14 protein-coding genes are annotated in these 23,541 nt (G+C 69.9%); 9 read left to right on the top strand and 5 right to left on the bottom strand.

From position 1 onward, the window contains the following. Positions 1-55 precede the first annotated feature (55 nt). Both G6N16_RS17325 and G6N16_RS17320 read right to left on the bottom strand, forming a co-directional pair. Complete coding sequence (locus G6N16_RS17325; protein WP_083030322.1) at positions 56-1,870, bottom strand: FAD-dependent oxidoreductase; 1,815 nt, start codon at positions 1,868-1,870, stop codon at positions 56-58. After that, on the bottom strand, positions 1,867-2,358 hold the full coding sequence (locus G6N16_RS17320) for a winged helix-turn-helix transcriptional regulator (RefSeq protein ID WP_083030323.1): 492 nt from the start codon (positions 2,356-2,358) through the stop codon (positions 1,867-1,869). Before G6N16_RS17320 ends, G6N16_RS17325 begins: the two co-directional genes overlap by 4 nt. A 99-nt stretch (positions 2,359-2,457) precedes the next feature. On the opposite strand from G6N16_RS17320, the gene G6N16_RS17315 reads away from it, so the two are divergent. The 4 genes from G6N16_RS17315 (at position 2,458) to G6N16_RS17300 (ending at position 6,491) form a co-directional block, all read left to right on the top strand. Continuing rightward, entirely contained in the window at positions 2,458-3,030 is a 573-nt protein-coding gene (locus tag G6N16_RS17315) for a PaaI family thioesterase (protein WP_234805797.1), read from the top strand. A 147-nt stretch (positions 3,031-3,177) separates the two neighbouring features. Continuing rightward, positions 3,178-4,368: an amidohydrolase family protein gene (locus tag G6N16_RS17310; protein ID WP_083030324.1), complete on the top strand. Its 1,191-nt coding sequence runs from the start codon at positions 3,178-3,180 to the stop codon at positions 4,366-4,368. Then, the gene (locus G6N16_RS17305) at positions 4,365-5,822 is read left to right on the top strand and encodes a FadD3 family acyl-CoA ligase (RefSeq protein ID WP_264024347.1); all 1,458 of its coding nucleotides are present in this window, start codon (positions 4,365-4,367) and stop codon (positions 5,820-5,822) included. The genes G6N16_RS17310 and G6N16_RS17305 overlap by 4 nt, the downstream gene beginning before the upstream one ends. 39 nt (positions 5,823-5,861) lie before the next feature. Next, the gene (locus G6N16_RS17300; protein WP_083030325.1) at positions 5,862-6,491 is read left to right on the top strand and encodes a fatty-acid--CoA ligase; all 630 of its coding nucleotides are present in this window, start codon (positions 5,862-5,864) and stop codon (positions 6,489-6,491) included. Between the two features lie 5 nt (positions 6,492-6,496). Here the strand turns inward: G6N16_RS17300 and G6N16_RS17295 are convergent, their stop codons facing one another. Both G6N16_RS17295 and G6N16_RS17290 read right to left on the bottom strand, forming a co-directional pair. After that, positions 6,497-7,186 (bottom strand): hypothetical protein, encoded by a 690-nt coding sequence (locus tag G6N16_RS17295; RefSeq protein WP_083030326.1) that lies wholly within the window; start codon positions 7,184-7,186, stop codon positions 6,497-6,499. Further along, positions 7,183-8,040, bottom strand: a complete 858-nt coding sequence (locus tag G6N16_RS17290; RefSeq protein ID WP_083030327.1) for an Rv1363c family protein — start codon at positions 8,038-8,040, stop codon at positions 7,183-7,185. Before G6N16_RS17290 ends, G6N16_RS17295 begins: the two co-directional genes overlap by 4 nt. 273 nt (positions 8,041-8,313) lie before the next feature. Between G6N16_RS17290 and G6N16_RS17285 the strand changes: the two genes are divergently transcribed. Both G6N16_RS17285 and G6N16_RS17280 read left to right on the top strand, forming a co-directional pair. After that, positions 8,314-9,054, top strand: a complete 741-nt coding sequence (locus G6N16_RS17285) for an ATP-binding cassette domain-containing protein (protein WP_234805798.1) — start codon at positions 8,314-8,316, stop codon at positions 9,052-9,054. Positions 9,055-9,056: 2 nt separating this feature from the next. Beyond that, complete coding sequence (locus G6N16_RS17280) at positions 9,057-11,063, top strand: YhgE/Pip domain-containing protein (protein ID WP_110810802.1); 2,007 nt, start codon at positions 9,057-9,059, stop codon at positions 11,061-11,063. A gap of 175 nt (positions 11,064-11,238) precedes the next feature. Here the strand turns inward: G6N16_RS17280 and G6N16_RS17275 are convergent, their stop codons facing one another. Further along, positions 11,239-12,549, bottom strand: a complete 1,311-nt coding sequence (locus tag G6N16_RS17275) for an MFS transporter (RefSeq protein ID WP_234805799.1) — start codon at positions 12,547-12,549, stop codon at positions 11,239-11,241. A 98-nt stretch (positions 12,550-12,647) separates the two neighbouring features. On the opposite strand from G6N16_RS17275, the gene G6N16_RS17270 reads away from it, so the two are divergent. The 3 genes from G6N16_RS17270 (at position 12,648) to acpS (ending at position 23,537) form a co-directional block, all read left to right on the top strand. Further along, the gene (locus G6N16_RS17270; protein WP_083030329.1) at positions 12,648-13,376 is read left to right on the top strand and encodes a DUF1906 domain-containing protein; all 729 of its coding nucleotides are present in this window, start codon (positions 12,648-12,650) and stop codon (positions 13,374-13,376) included. A 538-nt stretch (positions 13,377-13,914) separates the two neighbouring features. After that, on the top strand, positions 13,915-23,133 hold the full coding sequence (locus G6N16_RS17265) for a type I polyketide synthase (protein ID WP_083030330.1): 9,219 nt from the start codon (positions 13,915-13,917) through the stop codon (positions 23,131-23,133). A gap of 11 nt (positions 23,134-23,144) precedes the next feature. Beyond that, complete coding sequence (acpS, locus tag G6N16_RS17260; RefSeq protein ID WP_083030331.1) at positions 23,145-23,537, top strand: holo-ACP synthase AcpS; 393 nt, start codon at positions 23,145-23,147, stop codon at positions 23,535-23,537. Positions 23,538-23,541 lie beyond the last annotated feature (4 nt).

The raw sequence follows: 23,541 nt of genomic DNA, 5'->3' as shown, positions 1-23,541 counted from the left end.
CAGCCCTTCCCCCCGGTCGCGGGCAGGTGAAGCGTCTTGCACGTCTCATCAGCTCCTACGACTGTGCACTTCCCACGCCGGCCTCGGTCAGCCCCGCCACCGTTCGCTGGAGTTCATCGATGTGGTCGGCTGCGAGTCGTTGCGGAGTCACCTCGTGCTTTAGGCACAGTGCCGCGGCGGCGGCGGTGGCGATGGCGTGTTGGGCGCCGTTGCCCATGAACTTGGTGGTCGAACCGGCGATGTGGGTGACGCTGATGTGCTTGCCGGCCATCATGACGTTGTCGAGGTCCGCGGAGTACAGGCAGCGGAAGGGCACCTCGAAGGGCAGCCCGTCGCGGGTGTCCCACTTCCAGTCGCGGAGCCGGAAGTCGTAGTCCTTGTCGATCGGGTAGTGCAGGCAGAACGGACCGGAGTTCAGCGCGACGGCGTCGGGGAACTCCCGGTGCTCGCGGATGTCGGTCTCGGTGAGGACGTAGTCGCCGAGGTAGCGCCGGAACTCGCCCTGCCCCGCGACGAAGGCCACCCAGTCCAGCGCGAGGTTCGCGTAGGTCTCGGGCTCGATCTGTTTGACGTTGGCGAAGGTCCCGTACACGGCGCGGAGGAGGTGGTCGCGGATCTGTTCGCCCTGGGTGTACGGGTCCAGCCACTGCCCGTACTCCCAGAAGTGGGTGGCGGGGACCAGCATCCGCCGGCGGATCTCCGGGTCCGGCGTACGGAACCGACCGGCGACGGGGCCGGGGACGTTGTCCACGCCGGGCTCGCTGAGCTGACCGTTGAGGTTCGCGTAGTCCTTGGCGACCTCCTGCGCCCAAGGGACGTCCGGGAAGGTCACCGCCGCATCCGATTCGCGCGTGCGGAAGAACACCGTGTGGCCGTGATGTTGGTCGAGGTGCTCGGCCGGCGCGGACGGCTCGCCGTACTCGGCCGCCGATTCGTTTCCGAACAGGGTGCGTGCTCCGGCCAATAAGCCGACGATCGCCGTTCCGCTGCAGTCGATCACAATCGGCGCCGTGAACCGGTACTCCGCCCCCGTGCGAGTGTCGCGGGCATCGACCGCGGTGACCCGCCGGCCGTCGACGACGACGTCGAAGACCTCGTGCTCGGTGAACACCGAGACGTTCGCCTCCCGGTCGAGTACGTCGCGGGCGAGCAGGTCACCGTCGGGATGCCGCGCGATGAGCTCGTGCACGAGCGGGCCGGTCTCCCCGCGGGGCGTGAGTCCGATCTCGACGCTCGCGTTGCCGCCGAGTACCGGTCGGCCGTGGATCAGGCCCACGCGCAGCCCCAGCCGCGCTGCGGCGAGAGTTCCGGCGGCACCGGTAACGCCGCCACCGACCACGATGACGTCGAACTTGCCGGCGTTCTCTGGGCTGGCGGGCAGCCTGCGCAGGCGTCGGCGCCAGGCCCGGGTGACGGCGTTGTTCCCCTCCGGCGGCGGGACATCGCTGAGGCTGAGGTAGATGGCGTCGCACCGTCCGTCGAAGCCGGTCAGATCGTGCAGCTCGATTCGCGCGGCGCCCTCGGAGAGGCTGACGGTGCCAGCGCGTTCCCACGACCAGTCTTGACCGTTCGCACCGAACTCCGTCTCCAGGGTCTGATCGCCGATGGTGACGGTGAAGCGCCCCGGGTGGTGCGCCGGCACCCAGTCCTTGGCACGTGCCCAGACGTGGTACTCGCCCGGGTGCGGGATCTGGACGGAGGCCGAGGCATCGGCGACGGGGCTCCCGAGTCCGTGGGCCAGGAGGTACGCGCCGCCCATCTGGGACTGGAACTGTGAATCGAGCACCCAGCCGCCGCGGTCGTCGAAGTCGGTCGCCAGGACGAGGAGGTCCGTGGTGCCGAGTGGGGGGTGCTGACGTGCGTCGATCATCGTGACTCCAGGTTTCGGGCCACTGTGCGCTCGCGGGCCGACGGCCCCGGGTTGACGGTGATCTGCGTGCGTGTGACTTCTTCGTGACTGTCGCTGCATTCGACGATCACGCGAACCGGCGCGCCGCAGTCGGCGTGGCGGACGTCGAGGAACGGCCCTTCGGGGTCCGCGGTGTACTTGTCGCCCCATTGCATGAGTGAGACGATCACCGGCCAGAGGTCCCAGCCCTTGTCGGTGAGTACGTACTCGTTGCGGGTGCGACCGCCTTCCGGGCGGTACGGGCGGGTGTCGAGGATGCCGGCGGCCAGGAGTTTGCGGAGCCGGTCCGACAAGACGGCCTCGGACATGCCCAGATGGTCCCGGAAGTCGTCGAACCTGCGGACGCCGTTGATCGTTTCGCGAATGAGAAGCAGGCTCCACTTTTCGCCGACGAGCGCGAGCGTGCGTTGCACGGGGCAGTTCTGCGTGTCGAGGCTGAGCCAGTCCACGATGCACCTCACTTCGATATTGACAGTCAGATAGAGTCTAGCTAACTTTCTTTAAAGAAGCTAGAGCGGACACCCGAGTGGCAGGTACGTGCGTCTGTGGTGCCTGCCGACTACGAGCACATGAAGGAGAAAACGACGATGACCACCTTCCCGCACACGAACGATCCCGATCTCTCCGCGGCCCACGGCGTCCGGACCAGGACGGTCCGATGGCACGATCCGCTCGCCACAGCGGAGCTCGGTCGCGGACTCTCCGGACGGGACTTCCTCACGAAGTGGATGCGCGGCGACATCCCGGGTGCACCGATGGGCGAGCTGATGGGTTTCCGGCTGGTCGACGTGGCCGAGGGGGAGGTTTCCTTCGCCTGTGCGCCAGACGAATCGGTCTACAACCCGATCGGCATGGTGCACGGCGGGCTGGCCTGCACCGTGCTCGACTCCGCGGCCGGCTGCGCGGTCCATTCGACCCTTCCCGCAGGCTTCGGCTATAGCTCGATCGAGATCAAGGTCAGCTTCCTGCGGCCGATCCAGGCGTACAAGGGCGACATCGTCGCCCGGGGGTGGGTAACCAAGGCCGGGAAGCGGGCGGGCTTCGCCGAGGCCGATCTCCGTGACGGTCACGGCACTGTCCTCGCAACTGCCAGCAGCACCTGCCTGATCGTTGCCAGATAAGGCCGACGGTTTGGTCGGCCTCGGCGAGCCGTTCGACATGCTCCTTGCGTACAAAGCCGAGTGCATGCGAGCCGGCTGGAGGCGTCGCTTATTGCTTTCCGCGGACCTGTGAGAATATGATTCTCCCGAACGGATAGGAGCATTCGCATGGGCCAACTTTCGCACAAGGTCGACATCCCGTTTCCGCTGTTCGATGCGGACAACCACCTCTACGAACCGCCGGAGGCGCTGACCAAGTACCTGCCCAAGGAGTACAAGGACATCGTCCAGTACGTCGAGGTCAACGGGCGTACCAAGATCGCCGTCCGCGGGCAGATCAGCAACTACATCCCCAACCCGACCTTCTCCGTCGTCGCCAAGCCCGGCGCCTGGGAGGAGTACTTCAAGTTCGGCAACCCCGACGGCAAGAGCAAGCGGGAGCTGTTCGGTGAGCCGATGCGCTCCATCCCCGCGTTCTTCGAGCCCGCGCCGCGACTGGAGCTGATGGACCAGCTCGGCGTCGACCGCTCGCTGATGTTCCCGACGCTGGCCAGCCTCATCGAGGAGCGGCTGCGCGACGATCCGGTGGCCATCCACGTGCTCATCCACTCGCTGAACCAGTGGCTCGACGAGGTCTGGGGCTTCAACTACCAGAACCGCATCTTCACCACCCCGGTCATCACGCTGCCGATCGTGGAGAAGGCCATCGAGGAACTGGACTGGGCCGTCAAGCGCGGTGCCCGCGCCATCCTGGTGCGGCCCGCGCCGGTGCCCGGTTTCCGCGGCCCGCGCTCGTTCGCGCTGCCGGAGTTCGACCCGTTCTGGGCCAAGTGCGTGGAGTACGACGTGTTCGTCGGCATGCACTCCTCCGACAGCGGTTACTCGCGCTACACCTCGGAGTGGGACGGCGCGGCGGAGGAGATGCTGCCGTTCCAGACCAACGCCATGTCGATCCTCAACGAGTGGCGCCCGATCCAGGACGCCGTGGCCTCCTGGGTCATCCACGGCGCGCTGTTCCGGCACCCGAAGCTGAAGGTCGGCATCGTCGAGGCCGGCTCGAAATGGATGTTCCCGCTGCTGGATTCGATGGCCGAGGTGTACAAGAAGGCCCCCGAGGCGTTCCTGGGCAACCCGATCGAGGAGATCAAGAACCGCATCTACGTCAGCCCGTTCTACGAAGAGGGCATCGACGAGCTGATCAACCTGATCGGCGTGGACCAGGTGCTCTACGGTTCGGACTGGCCGCACCCTGAGGGCCTGGCCGAGCCGACGCACTATGTCACCGCGCTGGAGCACCTCTCGGTCGAGGACCAGGCGAAGATCATGGGCGGCAACCTGTCTCGCCTCGTGACGGTGTGACCCCGGGGCAACCGTGGCAGACCATCCCCGAGATGGTCTTGAGCGCAGCGGACCGCTTCGGCGCGGCCGAGGCCGTCGTCGACGGTCCGTTGCGGTTGTCCTTCACCGAACTCGCCGAGCGCGTCCGCCTCGCGGCGGGCGCGCTCGCGGGTATCGGGGTGGCCAAGGGGGACCGGGTGGCGCTGTGGGCGCCCAACAGCGCCGAGTGGATCATCGCCGCCTTCGGCATCATGACCGCCGGCGCGGTCCTGGTCCCGGTCAACACCCGATTCCGGCCGGAGGAGGCCGCCGACGTGGTGGCCCGCAGCGGCGCCCGGGTGGTGCTGGTCCAGAAGGGTTTCCTGGGACAGGATTTCGAGCTCCCAGGCGTCCGCGTCGTCGACGTGAAGTCCGACTTCCTCACCGAGGCAGCGCCGTTCGCCGTCGAGCCGGCGGACTGGCTCAGCGGTGACGACATCTGTGACGTCATCTACACCTCGGGCACCACCGGGCGGCCCAAGGGCGCCATGATGAATCACCGGCAGACGCTGCGGATGTACGAGGAGTGGGCCGCGCTGGCCGACCTGCGCCGCGGCGACCGCTATCTGATGGTCAACCCGTACTTCCACACCTTCGGACTCAAGGCCGGGCTGGTGGCCTCGCTGCTGCGCGGCGCGACCATGCTCCCGGTGGCGGTATTCGACCCCGACACCGTGGTCGCCCTCATCGAGAGCGAACGCGTCACCATGCTGCCCGGACCGCCGACGCTCTACTACTCACTGCTGGCCGTCGCCGACAAATCCGGGCTCTCGACGCTGCGCGCCGGGGTCACCGGGGCCGCGGACATCCCGGTCGACCTGGTCCGCCGCATCCACGAAGAGTTGCCGTTCCAGACCCTGATGACCGGTTACGGGCTCACCGAGGCGGGCAATGTCACGCTGTCGCGCCCCGGTGACTCGTTCGCCGACGTGGCTACCACCGCGGGCCTGCCGTGCGAGTCGGTGGAGGTCCGCATCGCCGACGACGGCGAGGTGCTGGTCCGAGGCTACGGCGTGATGGCCGGCTATCTCGACGACCCCGAGGCCACCGCCGCGGCCATCGACGCCGACGGCTGGCTGCACACCGGGGATCTCGGTGAGTTCACCGACAGCGGGCGGCTGCGGATCGTCGGGCGCAAGAAGGACATGTTCATCGTCGGCGGGTTCAACGCCTACCCGGCGGAGATCGAGGGGTACCTGCTGGAACATCCCGGTGTCGACCAGGTGGCCGTCATCGGCACCCCCGACGAGCGGATGGGCCAGGTGGGCAAGGCATTCGTCGTGCGCGCTGCCGGCGCCGACTCGGTCACCGAGGCCGAGTTGATCCGGTGGAGCAAGGACCGGATGGCCGGCTACAAGGCGCCGCGGACGGTGGTCTTCCTCGACGCGCTGCCGCTGGGCGCCACCGGCAAGGTGCAGAAGGACCTGCTGCGCTAACCACTTGCGGTAAACCCGGGGCGCGGCGACGATGTGAGGGTGCCCTTCTCCGACGTGTACCGCCATTCACTGGTGCTCGCCTCGGACTTCCGGATTCCCGATCCCGACCGGGTACGCCCGTTGCTGGTACGCAACCGCGACCGCCTGGTCGATCTCGGGGCGCATCACGCCATGGTCTACCGGTCCATCCGGGATCCCGGCCGGGTACTGGTGATGCTCGGCGTGCGCAGCCGCGAACCGATCACCGAGCTGCTGCGCTCCGGGGTGTTCCACGAGTGGTTCGACGCCGTCGGGATCACCGACTTCCCGGCGGTGTTCGCCGGAGAAATCCTGGCGCGCTTCGACTTCACCGAACACCGGGAACCCGACCCGGGCGGGCACGCTGTCATCGCGGCGATGGCGTCGGTCGACGACGTGGGCTGGCTGACCGCCCGGATCCGGGCGTCGAGCGCGGAGTTCGCCGGGGCCGGCATCCGGAAGGTCTGGGTGTTCGGCGCATTCGACGACCCGGGCGAGGTGCTGATCCTGCAGGAGGCCGACGACGAGGCCAGCGCCCGGGCCTGGGTGCGCCGTCACGATCCGGCGGCCGACTGGATGTCCGAAGCCGGGACCGGGGTATACCCGTCGCTGTTCGTGGGGGAGTACGTGGGTGTGGTCGAGGTGAGCTGAGGGCGTCAGACCGGTTTGAAATCCGATATCAGCCAGCTGCTGCCGACCTTCTGCAACTCCATCCGGATACTGCTCTGCGACACCTTGGGGCTGACCAGAGTGTCGCTGGTGGTGGCCTGATTGACGAAGGCGAGAACCTTTGCCGTGGTTGGGTGCATCTCGATGATGGCCGCCCGCACCACCTCAGCGCTGGTCGACACATGCTTGGTGCGGACCGCCGGGCGGACCGTGCTCTCCACGAAATCGGAGTAATAGTTCAGGAATTCACCGGTCAGGTGTGATTTCGCCTTGCTCAGATCGCCTTCGAGGGAGTCCGGCGAATAGGACAGGACCGCGGCGGCACCGGCCTTCGCATCGGCCAGCACCGCGTCCTGGGCTCTGGGCCCGGTGGCCTGATCGGGCTGGTACACCACGAAATACAGGGTCGCGGCGGTGATCGCGGAGATCACCAGCAGTACGGCCAGGACGATTGCGCCGATCCGGCCCCAGCGCCGCGCACTCTCGGCAGCGGCCTCGTCGAACGCTTCGTCGAACTCCTGCGCGTCGTCGGCGGTGTGTGCGGCGTCGGCGGTGTCACCGGCGGCCTCCTCGGTGGCTGCCTCGGTGGTCTCGTCCTCGATGACGTCCGGCACATCGGTGCTGGGCTGGGTGTCGATGGTCGTCTTCCGTCCGGTTGGCGTCTCGGGAGTGTTCACAGCACGAACTCCACCTTCGACATCTTGATCTGGTCTCCGTCACGACGGACGGTCACCGCCAGCCGCCAGGCTCGCGGTGGTTGCTTGGCGGCCGCGGTGTTCGAGACCTCCGAACCGGCGGCGACGAGCACGAGTGCGGAGTCCCGGCCCATCTGCGCGACGGCGCTTTCCTTGATGGTGGCGGTGGTGGTGGCCTTGGATGCCCGCAGCACGTTCAGGAAGGCGCCGCGGGTGTTCTCGAAGTCCGACCGGAACTCACCGGTGGTGCTGTCGATCAGGCGCTGAAGGTCGGCGTCGCCCTTGCTGAAGTCCATGGACAGCAGGTTGACCACCCCGGTGTTGGCGGCGGCGACGAATTCGGCCCGGCGCGTCTGGACGGCGTCCTGCTCGCGGTGGTGCCAGACCAGGAAGACACTGACGCCGATCAGCGCACCGGTGAGGACGGCGGCCACGGCCGCCGCCAGCCACGGCCAGATCGCGGCCAGGCGTCGCGGGGCAGCCTTGTCGCCGGGCGTTTCGTCTTCGTCGGTGCTGTCAACGCCGTCGTCGTCCGCCTCGATATCGGAGGCGGATTCAGCGTCGGCGGCCAGCTCCTCGGCGCTGGGCTCCCAGGTCGTGACCGGCGGTTCAGCGGGAACGTCGTCGGCGGCATCGGCGTGGTCGAGCAGCGCGGCGCGCGCCCGGGCGGCTTCGGCTTCGGCCTCGGCCGCTTCGGCCTCGGCCTCGGCGGCCAGCGCCAGCACATCGGCCTTGATCAGCTCGGCCTCGATGAGCTCGGTGTCGTCGGGTCGGGCGCCGGCGGCGGTCCCATCCCGCTTCGACGGCCGCGCCGAGCGCCTGGACAATTTCGGCATTGCCCGGGGTTACCTCCTGCTCGGCGTCGACATGTGCGCAAACGACGGTACTCCCCGGCTGCTGGGGTTGGCTCCGGCAGCGCCCGGCGTGAACCGCACCGAGACGCTACCACCAGCGGAAATATCGTTTCCATATTTTGCAAGTCGGGTACTCATCGCGGTGCCGCGACGTCCCGTCATCCCCGACGTTCCCGCAGGTCGAGGAGAGATGTGATGGGATTGGCCGGATCGGGAAACGGCGTCGGGCCCAGCCCGCCGATGGGAGGTCAGTCCGTGAGTGAATCCGTGGCCGGACCGGTATCCGGGCCGGGGCAGACGGAGGCGGCGCCGGTGGTCGCCGTCGTCGCCCGCGGCATCCGGGTCAACGGCCCGTGGGGGCCGGTCTACGGACCCGTCGACCTCGACATCGACGAGGGCGGGGTGACCGTGTTGCTGTGCGAGGCCGGCTCGGGGCGCACCGCCCTGCAGATGACGCTGGCCGGCCGGATGCGCCCCAAATCCGGGACGCTGAGCGTGTTCGGCCGCACCCGCGCCACCGACATCTTCGCCCATAGTGCGCTGGCCGGCATCGGCGAACTGGACAACGTCTACGAGTCGGTGACCGTCCGTGACCTGCTCACCGAACAGGTCCGGTGGAACTCACCGTGGTACCGGATGGTGCCGCGGGCCGACGAGCAGGTGCGCCGGCGGGTCTGCGGCCCGGTGTTCGGCGACCTGGAGATGCCGCCGCTGGACGAATACGTCGGCGAGGTCAGCGAGCTGGACCGGATGCTGCTGCGGATCGCGGTGGCCAACATCAACACCCCAGAACTGCTGGTGGTGGGCAATCTCGACAAGGTCACCAGCGACGAGGACCGCGACGTGCTGGTGGAACGGCTGATCGCCCTCGGCCGCAGCCAGACGGTGGTCACCAGCACATGCAACGAGCTGACCGGTCACGACGTGCACGCGCAGATCCGGGTGGCCAACGTGTCGCGGATCGAACTCGCCGGCAAATCGAAGGGAGACCGGTAGCCATGCTTGCCGGAATGTCACTGGGCACCGACATCAAGCGGTTCAGCCGGGGCGCATTGCCGCGGATCGCGATCGTCACGGTCATCCTGCTGCCGCTGCTGTACGGCGCCATGTACCTGTGGGCGTTCTGGAACCCGTTCAACGAGGTCAACAAGGTGCCGGTGGCGCTGGTCAACGCCGACCGGGGCGCGGTGGTGGACGGGAAACCGCTGCACGCCGGCGACCAGGTGGCCGCCGCGCTGATGGAATCGCACGAGCTGGACCTGACCGAGGTGGATGCCACCGAGGCCGCCGACGGGCTGGCGTCGGGCCGCTACTACTTCACCATCACCCTGCCCGAGGACTTCAGCACCCGGATCGCCTCGCCGAACAGCGGAGACCCCCGGCAGGCGAATGTCCAGTTCACCTTCAACGGCGCCAACAACTACCTGGCGTCGATCATCGGGCAGAACGCCGCCCGCGAGGTGATCAACAAGGTCAACGCCGAGATCGGGGAGCGTTCGGTGGGCACCGTGCTCAGCGGGCTGACCGATGCCGGAGCCGGGCTGGTCAAGGCCGCCGACGGCGCCGATGCACTCAACAACGGACTGGTTGCCGCGGACACCGGTGCCCACCAGCTCGCCACTGGTGCGACCACCCTGTCCGCAGGTCTGGTCAGCGCGCGGGACGGGTCGGCGCAGCTGGCCGTGGGCACCCGCAAGCTGTCCAATGCGGTGACCACCGCGACGGATCCGCTTCTCGAAGTGCTCGGTGATGTCGCGAACGCGCAGCTGGACCCCGACGAGGTCGGCGTCGCCGCCGAGCACCTGTCCACGGCGGTCCGCTCGACGACGGACCGGATCGCTGCGCTGAACCTCAACTACGCCCAGGCCGCCGTCATCGTCGACCAGGTGGTGGCCACCCTGCGCAACAGCCCCGACGAGACCCTGCACCACACCGGGGAGTTCCTGGCCGGCGCGCAGCGGCTGATGGCCGCGCGGGGCATCGACCCGGCCACCGACGAGGGGTTGGCCAAGCTGCGCGGCAACGCGGCCAAGCTGGAGGCCGACCTCGGCAACCCCAACAGCAAGCTGCGCACGCTGCTGACCAAGACCGTCAACGGGCAGCTGCGCGCCGATGTGGTGTCCATGCGCGACGGTGTCCGGGAGCTCGACGCCGGTGCGCAGCGGCTCAACGGCGGCCTGGTGAAGCTGGCGGCCGGCGGCGGCCAGCTGCGCACCGGCGCTGTGCAGTTGGCCGACGGCACCGGAAAACTCAAGGCCGGCAGTCAGGAGCTGGCCGGCAAGCTGCGCGAGGGGTCCAGCCAGGTGCCGTCCTGGACGCCGGAGCAGCGCGACACCGTCGCCAAGACACTGGCCGCGCCGGCGACCCTGGAGCTGATCGACCACAATCCGGTGCCCACCTTCGGCACCGGCTTCGCACCGTTCTTCATGCCGCTGGCGCTGTTCATCGGCACGCTGATCATCTGGATGCAGCTCAAGCCGCTGCAGACCCGCCCCATCGTGCACGGCCTGGGTGCCCTGCGGGTGACGCTGGCGTCGTACTGGCCGGCCATGCTGATCGTGGTGTGCCAGGTGGTGGTGATGTACACCGTGGTGCACTTCGGCGTGGGTCTGCAGGCCAAGTACCCGACTGCGACGGTCGCCTTCCTCACCCTGATCTCGGCCGCGTTCCTGGCCATCATCCAGGCGTTCAACGCGCTGTTCGGGGTGGCGGTGGGCCGGGTGGTGACGCTGGCGTTCCTGATGTTCCAGCTGGTGTCCGCCGGCGGGATCTACCCGGTGGAGACCACGGCCAAGCCGTTCCAGTACATCCACCCGTTCGACCCGATGACCTACGCCGTCAACGGCCTGCGCGAGCTGACCGTCGGCGGCATCGACTCCCGGCTGTGGGTCGCAGTCGCCGTGCTGTTCGGCCTGACGGCGGTGTCACTGGCCGCCACGTCATGGGCGGCCCGGCGCAACCGGCAGTACACGATGGAACGGCTGTACCCGCCCATCGAGGTGTAGGCCGAGCCGGCGGAGCTTGCGGAGCCGGTGAAGGCCGGAACCGACCATCAGGATCGAGGTGTAGGCCGAGCCGGTGGAGCTTGCGGAGCCGGTGAGGGCCGGAACCGACCATCAGGATCGAGGTGTAGGCCGAGCCGGTGGAGCTTGCGGAGCCGGTGAGGGCCGGAACCGACCATCAGGATCGAGGTGTAGACCCGTCGTCGAGGAACCGCAGCAGATACCGACTCTCCTCGATCTGGCCGATGGTGCGCCGCGCCTTGCGGCGGCTGATCAGGATCGCGACGGCGGCGAACGCCCAGCCGGCGTACTGCACGCACCAGGCCAGCCGGAACGCGGTGAACGAGTAGCCGCCCGCGGCGCCGATGACCACGCCCATCGCCTGCATGACCAGCAGCGACGCGATGAACCCGCCCATGTTGACGATGCCCTGGGCGGTGCCGAGGGTGCCGCTGGGGTTGAACGTGCGGGCGAAGTCGAAGCCCACCATCGACCCCGGGCCACCGACCGAGATCACCACGACCAGCAGCACCAGCAGCCAGACCGGTGCGGGGCCGGGCAGCGCCAGCACGACGGTCCAGATCAGCGCATTGGCGGCGATGATGCCCAGCACCAGCCGGGACCGCCGGTGTGGGTGGCGGCTGGTCCAGACCCCGATCACCACGCCGGCGGCGATCGCGGCCGCGACCGACACCACGAGCATGGCGCCGGCGGCTTCCCGGGACATGCCCTGGGCGACCGTCAGGTACGGCACACCCCACATCAGCGCGAACACGGTGACCGAGAACTGTGTGCCCAGGTGGGTGAAGAAGCCGAGCCGGGTGCCCGGCCGCAGCCACACCTTCTTGAGGCTGCCCAAGGTCTCCGCCACCCCGACCGAGTGCAGGTTGGCGGCCCGCCCGCGCGGGGTGTCGCGGACCAGCGCCACCACCAGCGCCACCGCCAGCACCCCGAACGCGGTCACCGACAGATAGGCCGCGCGCCAGCCGTGACCGAGCAGGATGGCCAGGAACGGCAGCGCCGAGAGCACCTGGCCCAACTGCCCGCAGATGCCGGTCAGCTGGTTGACCAGCGGGATCCGTCGTTCCGGGAACCAGTACGGCACCAGCCGCAGCACCGAGATGAAGGTGAAGGCGTCGCCGAGCCCGAGCACGGCGCGCGCGGCCATCGCCGCGGGCAGGGTTTCGGACACCGCCAGCGCGAACTGCCCGGCGGCCATCAGGATGCCGCCGGTCACGATCATCGTCCTCGACCCCACCCGGTCCAGCAGCAGCCCGGCTGGCACCTGGGCGGCGGCGTACACCACCACCTGCAGCACCACGAACGTCGACAGCACGCCGGGGCTGGCGCCGAAGCGGTGGGCGGCGTCGAGACCCGACACCCCGAGCGAGGTGCGGTCCAGCACCGCCACCACGTAGGCCAGCAGCCCGGCCGACCAGACGACCCATGCGCGACGGCTGGTCGCGGTGGGTGTCGGGTCGTCGTTCACCGGGACATTGTCCGGCATGCGAACCGACGCATTGACGACACTCCTGTGGCCGCCGAGGTTCACGGGTCGAATGTGAAAGCTGTCGTACTCTGAGGCTCATGTCGGCCGGTCTGTCGCGGCGCGATCTGCTGAAGCTGGCAGCCGCCACCCCCGCGGTGATCGCGATGGGGTCGGCCGCCGCATCACTGTCCGCCGGCGCCGCCGGCGCCGCGCCGCTGGGCGTGCTGCTGGATTATGCCGCCGGTGTGATCCCGGCGGCGGATATCAAGGCGTCGGGGGCGCTGGGCGCCATTCGTTATGTGTCGGATCGGCGACCGGGCGGGGAGTGGATGCTGGGCAAGCCGATCCAGCTCCCCGAGACCCGCGACCTGTATCGCAGCGGGCTCAAGATCGTGTCCTGCTACCAGTACGGCAAGAAGGACACCGCCGACTGGCTGGGCGGGCAGGCGGCCGGGGTCAAGCACGCCAAGCGGGGTTGGGCGCTGCACACCGCCGCCGGCGGCCCGATCGGCGCGCCGGTCTACGCCTCGATCGACGACGACCCGACGCCGGCGCAGTACAAGGAGCAGGTGGCGCCCTACCTGCGGGCCTGGGAGTCGGTGATCGGCCATCAGCGCACCGGGATCTACGCCAACTCCAAGACCATCGAGTGGGCGATCCAGGACGGCATCGGGTCCTATTTCTGGCAGCACGACTGGGGGTCGCCGGGCCGTGTCGCGCACCCGGCCGCGCACCTGCACCAGGTCGAGATCGATCAGCGCAGCGTCGGCGGGGTCGGCGTCGACGTCAACCATATTCTCAAGCCCGCATTCGGCCAGTGGGACTGATCTCACCGGCCCGGCGAGACATTACCGATCGGTAAGTTTCCAGCAAACTTTCTCCGGCGCCCCGCCCACGGCTGGAGAAACCCGGGCCGGCCGGGACGGAATCAGTGCCGATGTGGTCCGAGGCTCGGAAATTAGACATAACAATTTGATAACGAAACGGCTGTGATCTGCGGTGTTGTTCTTACTCCAGCGTAACCACCCGCCAACAGGACGTTTGTCCTCCTAGTGTTTCGCGGCGCCGCGCCGCCCGGCGGGGGAGAGTGCGGTTACCCGTCCGTAGACCCGGGAGTAACGATTTTTGCCGACGATTCCCGGGCCTTCCTTATGACACTCTTATAGCAGCGGCCCGACGTCCGCCCGGGTGTCCCGGGTGTTCGCCCAGGGCCGCGTGACGGTGGTCGACCAGCCTGGATTCGACGAGGAATTTCAGACCGCGACGCCGTGCCGACGCGCTGCCATGCAGCCCGCGGCACCGGACGTTGCCGACGGCCTGCCTCGGACGTGACTGACGAAGTATCAACGCAGGGAGAACAACAAGGTGACGATCCACGAGCACGACCGGATGTCCGCGAACGACGACGGCAACGCCTCGGTGCCGGGGACATCCGACCATGCCCTGGTGGACCGGCTCATCGACGGCGAGCCCTACGCCGTCGCCTTCGGCGGGCAGGGCACCGCCTGGCTGGACACCCTCGAGGAGCTGGTCTCGGCCGCCGGTATCGAATCGGATCTGGTCAACCTCGTCGGCGAGGCCGACCTGCTGCTGGAACCCGTCGCCGACGAACTCGTCGTCGTCCGCCCGATCGGCTTCGAACCGCTGCGCTGGGTGCGCGCGCTGGCCGCCGAGGAGGCGGTCCCGACCGACAAGCAACTGACCTCGGCCGCGGTGTCGCTGCCCGGCGTGCTGCTGACCCAGATCGCCGCCGTGCGGGCCCTGGCCCGTCAGGGCATGGACCTGGCCGCCACGCCGCCGGTCGCCGTCGTCGGGCACTCCCAGGGCGTGCTGGCCGTCGAATCCGTCGCCACCGGCGGCGCCGAGGACGTGGCGCTGCTGGCGCTGGCCCAGCTCATCGGCGCGGCCGGCACCCTGGTGGCCCGCCGCCGCGGCATCACCATCCTCGGCGACCGCCCGCCGATGATCTCGGTGACCAACGCCGAACCCGAACGGATCCGCGAGCTGCTCGACGAGTTCGCCCAGGACGTCCGGACCGTCGCACCGCCGGTGCTGTCCATCCGCAACGGCCGGCGCGCCATGGTCATCACCGGCACCCCCGAGCAGCTGTCCCGCTTCGAGCTGTACTGCCAGCAGGTCGCCGATGCCGAGGAAGCCGAGCGCAAGAACAAGATCCGCGGCGGCGCGGTGTTCGCGCCGGTGTTCGAGCCGGTCGCGGTCGAAGTCGGCTTCCACACCCCCCGGCTGTCGGACGCCGTCGACATCGTGGTCGGCTGGGCCACGGCCGTCGGCATCGACACCGACCTGGCCCGCCGGATGACCGAGGCGCTGCTGATCGACGAGGTCGACTGGGTCGACGAACTCGACACCGTGCACGCCGCCGGCGCCCGCTGGATCCTGGACCTGGGCCCCGGCGACATCCTCACCCGGCTCACCGCCCCGGTGATCCGCGGTCTGGGCATCGGCATCGTCCCGGCCGCCACCCGCGGCGGACAGCGCAACCTGTTCACCGTCGGCGCGGTGCCCGAGGTGGCCCGCCCGTGGACCAGCTACGCCCCCTCGGTGGTCACCCTGCCCGGCGGTGCGGTCAAGCTGTCCACCAAGTTCACCCGACTGACCGGGCGGTCCCCGATCCTGCTGGCCGGCATGACCCCGACCACCGTCGACGCCAAGATCGTCGCCGCTGCCGCCAACGCCGGGCACTGGGCCGAGCTGGCCGGCGGCGGCCAGGTCACCGAGGAGATCTTCGAACGCCGGATCGCCGAGCTGACCACCCTGCTCGAACCCGGCCGGGAGATCGAGTTCAACTCGCTGTTCCTGGACCCCTACCTGTGGAAGCTGCAGGTCGGTGGCAAGCGGTTGGTGCAGAAGGCCCGCGCCTCCGGCGCGCCGATCGACGCCGTCGTCGTCACCGCCGGCATCCCCGACCTGGAGGAAGCCGTCGACCTGATCGGCGAACTGCACGACGCCGGCATCCCGCACGTGGTGTTCAAGCCGGGCACCGTCGAACAGATCCGCTCGGTCATCCGGATCGCCGCCGAGGTGCCCACCACCCCGGTCATCGCCCACATCGAGGGCGGCCGCGCCGGTGGCCACCACTCCTGGGAAGACCTCGAGGACCTGCTGCTGACCACCTACTCCGAGCTGCGCGGCCGGTCCAACCTGACCATCTGCGTCGGCGGCGGCATCGGCACCCCCGAGCGCGCCGCGGAGTACCTGTCCGGCCGCTGGGCCGAGGCGCACGGCTACCCGCTGATGCCGGTCGACGGCATTCTGGTCGGCACCGCCGCCATGGCCACCTTGGAGGCCACCACCTCGCCGGCGGTCAAGCAGCTGCTGGTCGACACCGTCGGCACCGACTCCTGGGTCGGCGCCGGCAAGGCCTCCGGCGGCATGGCGTCCGGGCGCAGCCAGCTGGGCGCGGACATCCACGAGATCGACAACGTGGCATCCCGCTGCGGCCGGCTGCTCGACGAGGTCGCCGGTGACGCCGAGGCGGTGGCGGCCCGGCGCGACGAGATCATCGCCGCGATGGAGCTGACCGCCAAGCCGTACTTCGGCGATGTCGCCGAGATGACCTACCTGAACTGGCTGCGCCGCTACGTCGAACTGGCCATCGGCGACGACGACTCGACCGCGGACAGCAAGCGGCCGGACTCCCCGTGGCTCGACATCACCTGGCGCGACCGCTTCCAGGCCATGCTGCAGCGCGCCGAGGCCCGGCTGTCGCCGGTCGACTCCGGCCCGATCGACACCCACTTCGGCGACACCGAGGCGGGCATCGCGCTGCTGGAGCAGCCGACCCGGGCGCTGGCCGAACTGCTGGTCACCTATCCCGACGCCGGCGCGGTCGCGCTGCACCCCGCCGACGTTCCGTTCTTCGTCGAGCTGTGCAAGACACCGGGCAAGCCGGTCAACTTCGTCCCGGTCATCGACAAGGACGTGCGGCGCTGGTGGCGCAGCGACTCGCTGTGGCAGGCGCACGACGCCCGCTACCCGGCCGATGCGGTCTGCATCATCCCGGGCACCGCCGCCGTCGCCGGCATCACCCGGGTCGACGAGCCCGTCGGCGAGCTGCTGGACCGCTTCGAGGCCGCCGCCGTCGAGCAGGTGCTGGCCACCGGCGCGCAGCCGGAGCCCGTGCTGTCCCGGCTCGGCGATGTCACCGGGCCGCTGGCCCTGGTGCTGGCCGCCCCCGACGTGCTGTGGGCCGGCCGGATCGCCAGCAACCCGGTGCACCGAATCGCCGCGCCGGGCAAGTGGCAGGTGCAGGACAACGGCATCGCCATCGAGCACGGCACCGGCGCCCGCCTCGAGGTCCGCGGCGACAAGGTGGTGCTGTCCGCGCCGCTGTCGGGCACCTGGATCGACATCGCCTTCACCCTGCCCGCCACCACCGTCGACGGCGGCGCCCCGGTGGTCTCCACCGAGGACGCCAGCACCGCCATGCGCGCCGTGCTGGCCATCGCCGCCGGCGTCGACGGGCCCGACGCGCTGCCGCCCGTCGTCGACGGCGCCACCACCGTCACCGTGGACTGGGACCCCGAACGCGTCGCCGACCACACCGGGGTCACCGCCACCTTCGGCGCTCCGCTGGCCCCGACCCTGTCGGTGGTACCCGACGCGTTGGTCGGCCGGTGCTGGCCGGCCGTGTTCGCCGCCATCGGCGCCGCGCATACCGACGCGGGCTTCCCGGTGGTCGAGGGCCTGCTGAGCCTGGTGCACCTGGACCACGCCGCCGCGCTGCACACCGCGCTGCCCACCGAGCGGGCCCGGCTGACCGTCACCGCGACCGCGGGCACCGCCTACGACACCGAGGTCGGCCGGGTCGTCCCCGTCGACGTCACCGTCAGCGACGCCGACGGCACCGTGCTGGCCACCCTGGGCGAGCGGTTCGCCATCCGCGGCCGCACCGGCGCCACCGAGCTGACCGATCCGGTCACCGCCGGCGGTGCGGTGTCCGACAACGCCACCGACACCCCGCGCCGCCGTCGCCGCGACGTCACCCTGACCGCACCGGTCGACATGCGGCCGTTCGCGGTGGTCTCCGGCGACCACAACCCGATCCACACCGACCGGGCCGCCGCCCTGCTGGCCGGGCTGCCGGCACCGATCGTGCACGGCATGTGGGTCTCGGCCGCCGCCCAGCACGTGGTCACCGCCACCGACGGCCGTCCGGTCCCGCCGGCCAAACTGCTCGGCTGGACGGCCCGTTTCCTGGGCATGATCAACCCCGGCGACGAGGTCGACTTCCGGGTGGACCGGGTCGGGGTCGATCTCGGCGGCGAGGTGCTGGAGATCTCCGCCCGGGTCGGTTCCGAGCTGAAGATGTCGGCGACCGCCCGGCTGGCCGCGCCCAAGACCGCCTACGCCTTCCCCGGACAGGGCATCCAGTCCAAGGGCATGGGCATGGAGGTCCGCGCCCGGTCCAAGGCCGCCCGCAAGGTCTGGGACCGCGCCGACAAGTTCACCCGCGACGCGCTGGGCTTCTCGGTGCTGCACGTGGTGCGCGACAACCCGACCAGCCTGATCGCCGGCGGTGTGCACTACGAGCACCCCGAGGGCGTGCTGTACCTGACCCAGTTCACCCAGGTCGCGATGGCGACGACGGCGGCCGCCCAGGTCGCCGAGATGCGTGAGCAGGGCGCGTTCGTCGAGGGCGCCATCGCCTGCGGGCACTCCGTCGGCGAGTACACCGCGCTGGCCTGCGTGTCCGGCGTCATCGAGCTGGAGGGCCTGCTGGAGGCGGTGTTCCACCGCGGCTCCAAGATGCACGACATCGTGCCGCGCGACGAGCGCGGCCGGTCCAACTACCGGCTCGCGGCGATCCGGCCGTCGCAGATCGACCTGCCCGACGACGAGGTGACCGCGTTCGTCGCCGAGATCGCCGAGCGCACCGGCGAGTTCCTGCAGATCGTGAACTTCAACCTGCGCGGCAGCCAGTACGCCATCGCCGGCACCGTCGCCGGGCTGGAGGCACTGGAGGCAGAGGTCGAGCGGCGCCGCGAGATCAGCGGCGGCAAACGCTCGTTCATCCTGGTGCCGGGCATCGACGTGCCGTTCCACTCCAGCGTGCTGCGCGTCGGGGTCGACGACTTCCGCCGCAGCCTGGAGCGGGTGCTGCCCCGCGACCGGGGTCCCGAACTGGTGGTGGGCCGCTACATCCCGAACCTGGTGCCGCGGCCGTTCACCCTCGACCGCGACTTCATCCAGGAGATCCGCGATCTGGTGCCCGCCGAGCCGCTGGATGAGATCCTCGCCGACTACGACACCTGGCGCAGCGAGCGGCCGATCGAACTGTGCCGCAAGGTCGTCATCGAACTGCTGGCCTGGCAGTTCGCCAGCCCGGTGCGCTGGATCGAGACCCAGGACCTGCTGTTCATCGAGGAGGCCGCCGGCGGTCTCGGCGTGGAACGGTTCGTCGAGATCGGCGTGAAGAACGCGCCGACGGTCGCCGGTCTGGCCACCAATACCCTCAAGCTGCCGGAGTTCGCGCACTCATGCGTCGAGGTGCTCAACGCCGAGCGTGACGCCGCGGTGCTGTTCGCCACCGACACCGACCCGGAGCCCGAGGACGAGCCCGCCGAGTCCGAGGCCCCCGCGGCGGAGTCGGCCCCCGCGGAGGCCGCGCCGGTCGCCGCCGCGGCGCCGGCAGCGCCTGCCGGAGGCCCGCGTCCGGACGACATCGCGTTCGACGCCGCCGACGCCACCATCGCCCTGATCGCCCTGAGCGCCAAGATGCGCATCGATCAGATCGAGGCGCTGGACTCCATCGAGACCATCACCGACGGCGCATCGTCGCGGCGCAACCAGCTGCTGGTCGACCTCGGCTCGGAGCTGAACCTCGGCGCCATCGACGGTGCCGCGGAGGCGGATCTGGGTGCGCTCAAGGGCCAGGTGTCCAAGCTGGCCCGCACCTACAAGCCGTTCGGCCCGGTGCTCTCGGACGCCACCAACGACCAGCTGCGCACGGTCCTCGGCCCGTCCGGCAAGCGGCCGGGCTACATCGCCGAGCGGATCGCCAAGACCTGGGAGCTGGGACCCGGCTGGGCCAAGCACGTCACCGTCGAGGTGGCGCTGGGCACCCGTGAGGGTTCCAGCGTCCGCGGCGGCGACCTGGGCGGACTGGCCGACGGCGCCCTCGCCGACACCGCGGCCGTGGACAACGTGATCGACGCGGCCGTCGCCGCCGTCGGTGCCCGCCGCGGCATCGCGGTGGCCCTGCCGTCGGCCGGTGCGGCCGCCGGCGGCGTGGTGGACTCCGCCGCGCTGACCGAGTTCGCCGAGCAGGTCACCGGCCGCGACGGCGTGCTGGCCTCGGCCGCGCGGATGGTGCTGGGCCAGCTCGGGCTGGACGCCGCGGCGACCGCACCGGAGGCCTCCACCGACGCCGAGCTGATCGAGCTGGTGACCGCCGAACTGGGGTCGGACTGGCCGCGTCTGGTCGCGCCCGCGTTCGACAAGCGCAAAGCCGTCGTCCTGGACGACCGGTGGGCCAGCGCCCGCGAGGACCTGGCCCGCCTGTGGCTGGCCGAGGAGAGCGAGATCGACGCCGACTGGCTGCAGATCGCCGAGCGTTTCGAGGGCGCCGGGCACGCCGTCGCCACCCAGGCGAACTGGTGGCAGGGCCGCTCGCTGGCGACCGGCCGCAACATCCACGCCTCGCTCTTCGGCCGGATCGCCGCCGGCGCGGAGAACCCCGGCCGGGGCCGCTACGGCGATGAGGTCGCCGTCGTCACCGGCGCCTCGAAGGGTTCCATCGCGGCGTCGGTGGTGGGTCAGCTGCTGGCCGGCGGGGCGACGGTGATCGCCACCACCTCCCGGCTCGACGACGACCGGCTGGCGTTCTATAAGAAGCTCTACCGCGACAACGCCCGCTTCGGCGCGGTGCTGTGGGTGGTGCCGGCGAACATGGCGTCCTACGCCGATATCGACGCGCTGGTCTCCTGGGTCGGCTCCGACCAAGCGGAAAACCTTGGGCCGCAATCGATTCACATCAAGGACGCGCAGACCCCGACGCTGCTGTTCCCGTTCGCCGCGCCGCGGGTGATCGGTGATCTGTCGGATGCCGGTTCGCGCGCCGAGATGGAGATGAAGGTGCTGCTGTGGGCCGTCGAGCGGCTCATCGGCGGGCTGTCGGCCATCGGCGCCGAACGCGATATCGCCTCCCGGCTGCACGTGGTGCTGCCCGGCTCGCCCAACCGGGGCATGTTCGGCGGTGACGGGGCCTACGGCGAGGCCAAGGCCGCGCTGGACGCGGTGGTGTCGCGGTGGAGCGCGGAATCGTCGTGGGCCAAGCGGGTCAGCTTGGCGCACGCGCTGATCGGCTGGACCAAGGGCACCGGCCTGATGGGCCACAACGACGTCATCGTCGACGCGGTCGAAGAGGCCGGTGTGGTCACCTACAGCACCGACGAGATGGCCGCCATGCTACTCAAGCTGTGCACGGTGGACGCCAAGGTGGCCGCCTCCGCGGCGCCGATCGAGGCCGATCTGACCGGTGGCCTGGCCGACGTGCAGCTCGACATGGCCGAGCTCGCCGCCCGGGCACGCGAGGAGATGGCAACCGAAACCGACTCGGAAGAAACCGAATTGGACGAGGGCCGGATCCGGGCGCTGCCGTCCCCGCCGCGCGGGCAGCGCGGAGCCCCGGCGCCGGTGTGGGCCGACCTCGACGTCGACCCGGCCGACCTGGTGGTCATCGTCGGTGGCGCCGAGCTCGGGCCCTACGGTTCGTCGCGCACCCGCTACGAGATGGAGGTCGACAACGAACTGTCGGCCGCCGGCGTGCTGGAGTTGGCCTGGACCACCGGGCTGATCGTCTGGGAGGACGACCCCAAGCCGGGCTGGTACGACACCGCTACCGGCGACCTGGTGCCCGAGGACGAACTCGTCGAGCGCTACCACGACGAGGTGGTGGCCCGCTGCGGCATCCGGGAGTTCGTCGATGACGGCGCCATCGAAGGCGACCACAGGGTCCCGCTGCTGGTCAGTGTATTTCTCGATCGCGACTTGTCCTTCGTGGTGTCCTCGGAGTCGGATGCCCGCGCCTTCGCGAGCTTCGATCCCGAACACACCGTTGTCCGGCCGGTACCCGATTCCGGTGACTGGGAGGTAATTCGCAAGGCGGGCACCGAGATACGCGTTCCCCGCAAGATCAACCTGGCGCGCAGCGTCGGCGGACAGCTGCCCACCGGATTCGATCCGAAGGTCTGGGGTATCAGTGCCGACATGGCGGGTTCGGTCGACCGGGTGGCGTTGTGGAACATCGTGGCCACCGTGGATGCGTTCCTGTCTTCCGGGTTCACCCCGGCGGAGCTGATGCGCTGGGTGCACCCCAGCCTGGTGGCCAGCACCCAGGGCACCGGCATGGGTGGCATGACCTCCATGCAGACCATGTTCCACGGGAACCTGCTGGGCAAGGCCAAGCCGAACGACATCCTGCAGGAAGTGCTGCCCAATGTCGTTGCCGCACACGTGATGCAGTCCTACGTGGGTGGCTACGGCGCGATGATCCACCCGGTCGGCGCGTGTGCGACAGCCGCCGTCTCGGTCGAGGAGGCCGTCGACAAGATCCGGCTCGGCAAGGCCGAACTGGTGGTTGCGGGTGGCTTCGACGATATGACCACGGAGGCCGTCACCGGGTTCGCCGATATGGCGGCTACGGCCGACACCGAGATGATGCGGGCCAAGGGAATCAGTGACTCCAAGTTCTCCCGCGCCAACGACCGGCGCCGGCTGGGCTTCCTGGAGGCCGAGGGCGGCGGCACGATCCTGCTGGCCCGCGGTGACCTGGCGCTGAAGATGGGTCTGCCGGTGCTGGCCGTCGTCGGCTACGCGCAGAGCTTCGCCGACGGCGTGCACACCTCGATCCCGGCGCCGGGCCTGGGGGCGCTGGGCGCCGGCCGGGGCGGCCGGCAGTCGCAGCTGGCCCGTTCGCTGGCCCGCCTGGGCGTCGGTCCCGACGACATCGCGGTGATCTCCAAGCACGACACCTCGACGCTGGCCAACGACCCCAACGAGACCGAGCTGCACGAACGCCTCGCGGACTCGATGGGCCGGTCGGCCGGGGCGCCGCTGTTCATCGTCAGCCAGAAGACGCTGACCGGGCACGCCAAGGGCGGCGCGGCGGTGTTCCAGATGCTGGGCCTGACCCAGATCCTGCGCGACGGCGTCATCCCGCCCAACCGCAGCCTGGACTGCGTCGACGACGAACTGGCCGGTGCCGGGCACTTCGTCTGGGTGCGCGAGCCGCTGAACCTGGGTGAGAAGTTCCCGCTCAAGGCAGGTCTGGTGACCAGCCTGGGATTCGGGCACGTGTCGGGTCTGGTGGCGCTGGTGCACCCGCAGGCGTTCCTGGCCACGCTGGATCCGGAGCAGCGCGCCGACTACCAGGCGCGGGCCAACCGGCGCCTGCTGGACGGCCAGCGACGGCTGGCGTCGGCCATCGCCGGCGGCGCCCCGATGTACGAACGTCCCGCCGACCGCCGGTTCGGCCACGACGTGCCGGAGAAGGTCGCCGAGTCGGACATGCTGCTGGATCCGAACGCCCGGCTCGGCGACGACGACGTGTACGTCGGTTAAGGTGTGCCACCGTGGCGATAGTGGGAGTCGGAATCGACCTGGTGTCCATTCCGGAGTTTGCCGAACAGGTCGATCAGCCCGGTACGGCATTCGCCGAGACGTTCACCCCCGGTGAGCGCCGGGACGCCGCCGACAAGTCGTCGGTGGCGGCCCGGCACCTGGCCGGCCGGTGGGCGGCCAAGGAGGCCGTCATCAAGGCCTGGTCGGGCTCCCGGTTCGCCCAGCGCCCGGTGCTCAAGGAGGCGATCCACCGCGATATCGAGGTGGTCACCGACATGTGGGGCCGGCCGAAGGTGCGGCTCACCGGGGAGGTCGCCAAGCACCTGGCCGACGTCACGATCCACGTGTCGCTGACCCACGACGGCGACACCGCCGCCGCGGTGGCGATCCTGGAGACCGCCTGACCCG

The organism is Mycolicibacterium insubricum (assembly GCF_010731615.1).
In the GTDB taxonomy this organism is placed as follows: domain Bacteria; phylum Actinomycetota; class Actinomycetes; order Mycobacteriales; family Mycobacteriaceae; genus Mycobacterium; species Mycobacterium insubricum.
This window is presented reverse-complemented; position numbering and strand designations above follow the sequence as displayed.